The sequence below is a fragment of the Promicromonospora sp. NPDC057488 genome, assembly GCF_042802395.1.
In the GTDB taxonomy this organism is placed as follows: domain Bacteria; phylum Actinomycetota; class Actinomycetes; order Actinomycetales; family Cellulomonadaceae; genus Promicromonospora.
On record NZ_JBHVEG010000064.1, the window covers coordinates 23,865 to 31,991 of the forward strand.

Annotated in this window: 7 protein-coding genes; 3 read left to right on the top strand and 4 right to left on the bottom strand. The window is 73.5% G+C overall.

What is annotated here, in order from left to right; genetic code table 11:
* Nucleotides 1–135 precede the first annotated feature (135 nt).
* Complete coding sequence (locus ACFU5G_RS14945) at nt 136–1,137, bottom strand: squalene cyclase (protein ID WP_377245856.1); 1,002 nt, start codon at nt 1,135–1,137, stop codon at nt 136–138.
* A gap of 165 nt (nt 1,138–1,302) precedes the next feature.
* Between ACFU5G_RS14945 and poxB the strand changes: the two genes are divergently transcribed.
* Nucleotides 1,303–3,036, top strand: a complete 1,734-nt coding sequence (poxB, locus tag ACFU5G_RS14950) for a ubiquinone-dependent pyruvate dehydrogenase (protein WP_377245859.1) — start codon at nt 1,303–1,305, stop codon at nt 3,034–3,036.
* A 112-nt stretch (nt 3,037–3,148) separates the two neighbouring features.
* Nucleotides 3,149–4,339 (top strand): cytochrome P450, encoded by a 1,191-nt coding sequence (locus ACFU5G_RS14955; protein WP_377245862.1) that lies wholly within the window; start codon nt 3,149–3,151, stop codon nt 4,337–4,339.
* Between the two features lie 8 nt (nt 4,340–4,347).
* Here ACFU5G_RS14955 and ACFU5G_RS14960 read toward each other — a convergent pair whose 3' ends face one another.
* Entirely contained in the window at nt 4,348–5,625 is a 1,278-nt protein-coding gene (locus ACFU5G_RS14960; protein ID WP_377245865.1) for a cytochrome P450, read from the bottom strand.
* 110 nt (nt 5,626–5,735) lie between these two features.
* Entirely contained in the window at nt 5,736–6,497 is a 762-nt protein-coding gene (locus ACFU5G_RS14965; RefSeq protein WP_377245868.1) for a tetratricopeptide repeat protein, read from the bottom strand.
* A 167-nt stretch (nt 6,498–6,664) separates the two neighbouring features.
* Here ACFU5G_RS14965 and ACFU5G_RS14970 point away from each other — a divergent pair, with 167 nt between their 5' ends.
* A complete protein-coding gene (locus ACFU5G_RS14970) occupies nt 6,665–7,201 on the top strand; it encodes a cold-shock protein (protein ID WP_377245871.1) in 537 nt (178 codons plus the stop codon).
* A gap of 28 nt (nt 7,202–7,229) precedes the next feature.
* Here ACFU5G_RS14970 and ACFU5G_RS14975 read toward each other — a convergent pair whose 3' ends face one another.
* Entirely contained in the window at nt 7,230–7,985 is a 756-nt protein-coding gene (locus tag ACFU5G_RS14975; RefSeq protein ID WP_377245874.1) for an SDR family oxidoreductase, read from the bottom strand.
* Nucleotides 7,986–8,127 lie beyond the last annotated feature (142 nt).

An 8,127-nucleotide genomic window follows, 5' to 3' on the forward strand; every position in this document is an offset into this window, starting at 1 on the left:
ACGATCACCGATGATCGTTCGTGATCGGTTCGACCGACCACCTCGCGCTGCGCTCCGCCCGAACGTAGGTCGACACCCATGTCGAGGTCAACATTCTGATCGATAGTGATCGATTCGGCGGACGATCGGTGAGCCTCAGCAGCTCCCGTGCACCGCGTCGTCCCACCAGCCGAGCACGCGCGTCGCGTGGAACGTGAGCCACTTCGACGGCTGCCCCGCGTCGACGTCGACCTCGAACCACACCCGGCCGGGGTGGCGCCGGGCCTGCAGCCAGGTGCCGTCCGGCTGCCGCTGCGAGCGCACCAGCTCGACGGCCTCGGCCACGCGCGGGTCGGGCGGTGTGTCGCGCAGCAGCGACGCCGCGCGGAAGTAGTCGGTGGCGGTGAGCACGTCGTAGAACGCGCGGAACGGGTAGGCGAGCCGGAACACCCAGTCGGCGAGGGGCTCGCCGGTGGTCAGCCGGTGGATGAGGTGCCGCTCCAGCAGGTACTCCTCGGCCCGCCGCTGCGCCTCGCGGACGGCGTCCGTGCCGCCCGTCGCCTCCTCGTGGGCGAGCAGGCCCTTGAGCGAGTTGAGCGTGGACCGCACCGAGGCGCGGGTCGACCCCTCGACCCACTCGCAGTTCCAGCCGCCCTCGGCCATCTGGTGCGCGACGAACCAGTCGGCGATGCCCGCGACGTCCGCCCCGAGCCAGAGGCCGTTGGCCAGCGTGAACCCGTTGATGCAGGCATCGACCTCGCCGCCCCAGTAGGGCAGGTCGCCGTACTCCCACCGGGTGTTGGCGGCGATCAGGGCGGCGGTGTCCCGCTCACGCAGCACGGTCGGATCCAGGCCCCACTCGCGCAGGGTGTTGAGCGACCACGTGGTGGCGGTCCACGGCTGCCCGGCGCCGGGCTGCGCCTCCGGGCCGTCGAAGTCGAAGCCGGCCGGGAAGAACGCCCCGCCGGCCCAGGTGCCGGCCTCGTCCTGCAGCGCGAGCAGGCGGGCCCCGAACCCCTCGGTCGCGATGCGCGCCCGCGTGGCCTGCCAGACGTCGGCGGGCGCGCGCAGCAGGTCCCTCTCGACCTGCCAGCGCAGGGCCGGGTCGCTGTCGAGCAGCCACGCCAGCACGTCGTCGGACACCGGTACGGACGCCATACGCCCGAGCGTAGGACGCGCGGCCCGCCCGTTCCACGCAACTGGCGGGTGACCCGCCGCCCGGCGTTGCGACGCGGAGGGCCGCGGCATACGTTCGTCGGGACCTGCTGACCCGGGAGGCACCGCCCGAGCAGCGCGAACGTCGATCGGCCAGGGGGCGCACCCATGACGAACGTTGCCGAGACCATCGTCGAGATCATCGAGGACGCGGGGGTCGAGCGGGTCTACGGCCTGCCGGGCGACTCGCTGAACGGGTTCACCGACGCGATCCGCCGCACCGACAAGGTGGCCTGGCAGCACGTGCGCCACGAGGAGGCGGCGGCGTTCGCGGCGGCGGCCGAGGCCGCGCTGACCGGGGAGCTGACCGTGTGCGCGGGCAGCTGCGGGCCGGGCAACCTGCACCTGGTCAACGGCCTGTACGACGCCAACCGGAGCCGGGTGCCCGTGCTCGCGATCGCGGCGCACATCCCCGCGACCGAGATCGGCAGCACCTACTTCCAGGAGACCCACCCGCAGGAGCTGTTCCGCGAGTGCAGCGTCTACACCGAGCTCGTGAGCCTGCCCGAGCAGCTCCCCCGCGTGCTCGAGATCGCGATGCGCACCGCCGTCGAGAAGCGCGGCGTCGCCGTCGTCGTGGTCCCGGGCGAGATCTTCCTGGCCGAGAACGTGGGCCGCAAGAAGTCCGCGCCGATCCGGGCCGCGCAGCCCGTGGTGCGCCCCGGCGAGCACGAGCTCGGGATCGCGGCGCAGATCCTGAACGACGCCAGGCGGGTGACGATCCTGGGCGGCGCCGGCACCGAGGGCGCCCACCGGCAGGTGCTGCAGATCGCTGAGAAGCTCAAGGCGCCGGTCGTGCACGCGATGCGCGGCAAGGAGTTCCTGGAGTACGACAACCCGTACGACGTCGGTATGACGGGCCTGCTCGGCTTCGCCTCCGGCTACCGCGCCATGGAGAGCTGCGACGCGCTGCTCATGCTCGGCACCGACTTCCCGTACCCGCAGTTCTACCCGTCCAAGGCGCAGGTGGTGCAGGTCGACGTCCGCGGCGAGCAGCTCGGCCGGCGCACGCCGATCGACCTGGGCCTGGTGGGCGACGTCGGCGACACGATCGAGGCCCTGCTCCCGCGGCTGGACGACAAGAGCAGCCGCCGGCACCTCGACTCCTCGATCAAGCACTACACGCGGGCCCGCAAGAGCCTCGACGAGCTGGCCGACAACGACCGCAACCGCGAGCCCATCCACCCGCAGTACGTCGCGCGGCTGGTGAGCGAGCTGGCGAGCGACGACGCCGTGTTCATCCCCGACGTCGGCTCACCCGTCGTGTGGGCCGCGCGCTACCTGACGATGAACGGCCGGCGGCGGCTCATCGGCTCGTTCAACCACGGCACGATGGCCAACGCCCTGCCGCACGCGATCGGCGCCCAGTCCGCGTTCCCGGACCGGCAGGTGGTCGCGCTGGCGGGTGACGGCGGACTCGGCATGCTGCTGGGCGAGCTGCTCACCCTGCGGCAGTACAAGCTGCCCGTGAAGGTCGTGGTGTTCAACAACTCGTCGCTGAACTTCGTCGAGGTCGAGATGAAGGCCGCCGGGTTCGTGAACTACGGCACCCAGCTCGACAACCCGAACTTCGCCGAAGTCGCGAACGCGATGGGCATCCACGGCCGGCGGGTGGAGCAGCCCGACGACCTGGAGGGCGCCCTGCGCGAGGCGTTCGACCACGACGGCCCGGCGCTGGTCGACGTCGTCACCGCCCGCCAGGAGCTGTCCATCCCGCCGGCGGTCAACGCCCAGCAGGTCAAGGGCTTCACGCTGTACGCGATCCGCACCATCATGTCGGGGCGTGGCGACGAGCTGGTCGACCTCGCGGACACGAACGTGTTCCGCCGTCTTTTCGACTGACGGAGCATCGCCTCCGCTCATCGCCCCCGCCGATATGGACAAAGCGGGCATCACGGCAAAGACTGGGCCACTGACTGGTTCCGCAATACGTCGTTCGTCGTGAGGAGTGCTCGTGGAGACGCTGGTCCTGGATGCCACCGGCAGGGCGCCGCTGGAAGAGGTAGCGCGGCTGCGGGAGCGGGGGCCGGTCACCCGGGTCGCGCTGCCCGGCGGGGTGGAGGCGTGGGCCGTGACCGACCTGGCCCTGCTGCGCCCGATGCTCGTGGACCCCAAGATCTCCAAGGACGCCCGGCAGCACTGGGCGGCGCTGCTCGACGGCGACATCACGCCGCAGTGGCCGCTGTACACGTGGGTGACCGGGCGGTCGATGTTCAACGCGTACGGCACCGAGCACCGCGCGATGCGCAAGGTGGCGGCGCGGTCGTTCACGGCGCGCCGGACCCGGGCGATGGAGCCGCGCGTCACGGCGGCCACCACCGCGGCGCTGGAGGCCCTGGCCGACGCCGGCAAGGGCGGCGCCGAGGTGGACCTGCGCGAGGTCTTCGCCGCGACGATCCCGGTCGAGGTGATCTGCGACCTGCTCGGCGTGCCGGACGACCAGCGCGCGGACATGCGCCGGTGCGCCGACACCCTGATCAACACCGGCGCCTCGCGCGAGGCCCAGGGCGCCGCCCAGCTCGAGCTGCGGTCGATGCTGGCCGCGCTCGTCCACGCCAAGCGCGCGGAGCCGGGCGAGGACCTGATCAGCACCGTCGCGGCGGAGCTGCCCGACGACGAGGCCGTCTCGACCGCGAACCTCATGCTCGTGGCCGGCCACGAGACCACCGTGAACCTGCTGGCCTCCGCCATCCGGCTGCTGCTGACCCACCCGGACGTGCTGGCCGCCGTCCGCTCGGGCGAGGTGACCTGGTCGGCCGTGGTCGACGAGACGCTGCGCGTGGCGCCCCCGGTGATCTACATCCCCCTGCGGTTCGCGGTCGAGGACCTGGAGCTCGGCGGCGTGCCCATCGCCAAGGGCGACCCGATCATCGCCGTGTTCGGCGCCCCGGGGCGCGACGCGGCCGTGCACGCCGAGCCCGCGGCCTTCGACCCCGCGCGGGCCGACCGCACGCACCTCGCCTTCGGCGCCGGCGCGCACCACTGCGTGGGCGAGCCGCTGGCCCGGCTCGAGGCCGAGACCGCCCTGCGGGCGCTCTTCGAGCGCTTCCCCGACCTGCGGCTCGTCGACCCGGACGGCGACCACGGCCAGGTGCCCGGGTTCGTCGCCAACGGGCCGGTGCGGCTGCCCGCGGTGCTGGGCTAGGTGCTGGGCTAGCGGAACGCCCCGCGGTCGGTCGCCCGCTCCCAGGTCACCGGGAGCTTCTCCGCGTGCCGCACCCACGGCGAGGCGGCCGCGGGCAGGCTGCTCTCGGGCGCGGCGAGCTGCACGTCCCGGTGCCGCAGCAGGTGGTCGACGGCGGTGCGGGCGATCAGCCGGGCCAGCCGGGGCGCCGGGCAGGCGTGCGGCCCGGTGCCCCAGGACAGGTGGGAGCGGTTGTCCACCTCGTCCCACAGGTCGTCGGTGTGCACGGCGGGGTCGGCGTTCGCCGCGGCGATCGCAAGCACCAGCGCGTCGCCCCTGCGGATCGAGCGCCCGCCGAGCTGCACGTCGTTGCGGGCGTAGCGCAGCGCCGGGGACTGGGCGATGGGCGACCGGCGCCACAGCACCTGGTCGAGCGTGCCGTCCAGCGTGAGCCGGCCGCCCGACATCCGGGCCGACAGCTCCCGGTCGGCGAGGATCTGGTGCAGCGTCTGGGTGATCCAGGCGGTCAGGAAGATCGCCGCCGCGCTCACGGGCACGATCGCGCTGGTGGCGATCTCGCCGTCGTGCGCGAAGTTGGGGTGGCCGACCAGGTGCCCGATGAGGTCCTGCCCGCCGTCCTGCCGGCGCTGGCCGATGTGCTCCATGACGATCGCAGCCGTGGACGCCTGGGCCTTGGCGACCTGCTCGCCGTCGCCGCTGACCACGGCGGCGGAGTCGGCCATGAGCTTCGCCCCCGTCTCCAGGTCGAACCCGAGCGTGGTGGTCATCGCGAGGAACCCGACGGGCCGGCTGTACACCTTCACGAGGTCGCCGGACCCGGAGTCGCCCATCCGCTCGATGACGCGCTCGCACATGTACCGGGTCTGGTCCCGCACGGCGCGCTCGTCGAGCGCGGCCAGCGCGTCGTCGAGCGGCGCACGCAGCCGCTCGCGCTCGGGGCCGTCGTGGTAGAAGGACGTCGGCCGTGGCGCGGGCGGGGCGAACGTGCCGATCGCGGTACCGGCGGGCAGCAGGTTCTCGCGGTTCCAGCGCCAGTTCGCCGCGTTCCGGCTGAAGTCGACCTCGGAGCGCATCACGTGACAGTTCTCCGCGTGCCCGAGCACCAGCCAGGCCGGCACCACGACGTCGTCCTTGCGCTCGATCTCGACCGGCGCCACCTCCCCCCACTGCGCGCGCAGGCGCGTGTAGTGCGCCTGCGGGTCGGGGCTGCTGGTGATCTCCGTGAGCGACGTCAGCCCGGTGTGGTCCTCCAGCGTGGCGGCGTGCCGGGTGGTCTGCGGGTTCATGGGGGTCATCCGACCATGAGCGTCGGGTGGTGCGGAAGGGCCGGCATTTCTCATCTCGAACACTTTCATCTCCTGGGGCCGGAGGCGGAGCGTGCGGGCGTTCTTGCTGGTCAGGGGGTTTGTGGTACACCGAGCTCGATGCCGTCGCGCACCGCGAGCACCAGCGTTTCCCACGGGTCGAGACGGGATCCGGCGGCGCGGCCGTCGGCCAGGCCGCCGTCACCGAGCCCGGCGCGGACGGCGGCCTCGACCGCGGCGAGCTCGGCGGCGTCGTCGGGGTCGGGGACCTGGCCCAGGTCGGCGAAGGCGCGCTCCGCGAGGCCGAGCAGGCGGGCGGCGCGGGGCAGGTCGCCGTCGGCCACGGCCAGGGCGCCCGCCCCGACGTAGGCGTAGGGGACGAAGTCGCGGTAGTGCCCGGCGACGATGCGGGCGCGGCTGGTCGCGAACCGCTCGCGCGCCGCCGCCCGCTCGCCGAGGCCCAGCTCGGTGAACGCGAGGTTGTGCAGCTCGGAGGTGACGGTGTCGGCGTTGCCGAGGGCCTCGTTGAGCTCGATGCTCTCCTGGTAGAGCACGCGGGCGCGGGGCAGGTCGCCCGCCATGCGGGTCACGCCGGCCAGGACGTGCCGCGGGCGTTCCTCCAGGCCGCGGTCGCCGGTCCGGACGGCGGCGGCCAGCGCTGCCTGCGCGATCCGCGCCGCCTCGTCGAGGTCGCCGGCGCGGATCGCCAGCCGGGACCGCATGTACAGCGCCTCGACGAGGGCGGGCAGGTCGTCGGCCGCGCGGGCCCGCTCGGCCTCGTCGTGGGCCAGGCGCGCGACGGCGTCGTCGTCCCCGCGCCGGAACGCCGCGCGTGCGGTCTCGCTGAACGTCATCCGGGTACCTCTCCTCGTGGCACACGGGAGCCTAGCGGGACGGAACTGCCGGGCGGTCCTGGACGCGGCGTCGCCGCAGCATTAGCGTCTCGGCGGACGACCCGCACCGCGCGACCACGACCACACGCACGACCACGCGCACGACCACACAGCACAGGGGGCACGTGATGGCCGAGGGGACCGTAACGAGGTACGACGCCGAGGCCGGGTGGGGCGTCGTCGCGCCGGACGACGGCGGGCCGCGCCTGCGCGTGCACCAGGTCGAGATCCTGACGCACGGCTACCAGAGCCTGGAGCGCGGCGAGCGCGTCGCCTACGCGGTCGGGCAGGACGACGACGGCCCGCTCGCGACCGCCGTCACCCCGCTGGGGCCGATCCTGACCGAGGAGGAGCTGGTAGGGCTCGGGCTCGTACCGGAGCCCGAGCCGGCTGAGATGCTCCCGGCCGAGACACTCCCGGCCGAGCCCCTCCCGACCGAGACAGTTCCGGCCGAGTCCCCCTGGGCCGAGTTCCGCCCGCCCGAGCCGGCCAAGTTCCCCACACCGGTCCGGGTCGTGATCGTGCTCGTCGGCCTCGCGGCGCTGCCCTGCGTGGTGATCGGCGGGATCCAGGTGGCGGAGGGGCACGAGGAGTGGCTCCCGATGCTGATCAGCGGCATCATCATGCTGCTGATCCTGGAGCGCATCCCGCACGAGCGGTGGTGAGCGGGCGCCGTCAGGTGAGCGGGCGCCGTCAGCCGAGCGGCCGGTGGTCCTCGCTCGCCAGCCAGTCGTCGAAGGTGATCCGGGCCTCGATCCGGTCCGCGCCGCCGCGCAGCGCCCCCGAGGCCAGCCCCCGGGTGTAGGTCAGGGGCAGGGTGACCTCCCAGACCCGGCGGCGGATGCCCTCGTGGGCGAGCTGCCGCCGGGCCAGGTCGGCGAGCTGCTCGTCCTGCGGACCGACGAGATCCGTGGCGCGCCCCACGGGACCGGCCTCGGCGACGGCGACGAGGTGCTCCCCCACCTCGCGCGCGGCGACCGGCCGCATCGGCGCGGTGGGCATGACGGCCACCGGACCCTTCTGGCTGGACAGGAGCCGGCCCACGTACTCGTGGAACTGCCCTGCCCGCGCGATCGTGTACGGCACCTGGCCGGCCCGCACGGCGCGCTCCTGGGCGACCTTGCCCGCGTAGTACGACGCGTCCATGTCGTCGATGCCCACGATGGACAGGGCCACGTGGTGGCCCACCCCGTTCGCCTGCTCGGCCGCGAGCAGGTGGTGCGTGGCGGCCTCGAAGAACCGGCGCGACGTCCGCGCGAAGAACGTCGTCGTGTTGGTGACGTCGACGACGGCGTCCGCGTCGCGCAGCGCCGCCGTCAGCCCGCGGCCGGTGGTGACGTCCACGCCGTCCGCCCGCGAGAGCACCACCACGTCGTGCCCGCGCTCGCGCGCCGCCCGAGCGGTGTGCCTGCCGACCGCTCCCGTTCCGCCTGCGACTGCGATCCTCATCGGTCTTCCTCCGGTCCGTCCTCATTGTGTCGTGGCGGGGGCGGGCCCGCCCGCGCTCGCCGCCACGACCTGAACACCGGTCTGACGACGCAGCCCCGCGGTGTGTGAGCACCGGGCGACCTCACGTCCGGTGCTCACACAC

Bases quoted from the DNA above. Each gene is read 5' to 3' on its own strand.
- ACFU5G_RS14970 (WP_377245871.1), top strand. From the start codon at position 6,665: ATGGCCGAGGGGACCGTAACGAGGTACGACGCCGAGGCCGGGTGGGGC.
- ACFU5G_RS14965 (WP_377245868.1), bottom strand. From the start codon at position 6,497: ATGACGTTCAGCGAGACCGCACGCGCGGCGTTCCGGCGCGGGGACGAC.
- ACFU5G_RS14975 (WP_377245874.1), bottom strand. From the start codon at position 7,985: ATGAGGATCGCAGTCGCAGGCGGAACGGGAGCGGTCGGCAGGCACACC.
- poxB (WP_377245859.1), top strand. From the start codon at position 1,303: ATGACGAACGTTGCCGAGACCATCGTCGAGATCATCGAGGACGCGGGG.
- ACFU5G_RS14960 (WP_377245865.1), bottom strand. From the start codon at position 5,625: ATGAACCCGCAGACCACCCGGCACGCCGCCACGCTGGAGGACCACACC.
- ACFU5G_RS14945 (WP_377245856.1), bottom strand. From the start codon at position 1,137: ATGGCGTCCGTACCGGTGTCCGACGACGTGCTGGCGTGGCTGCTCGAC.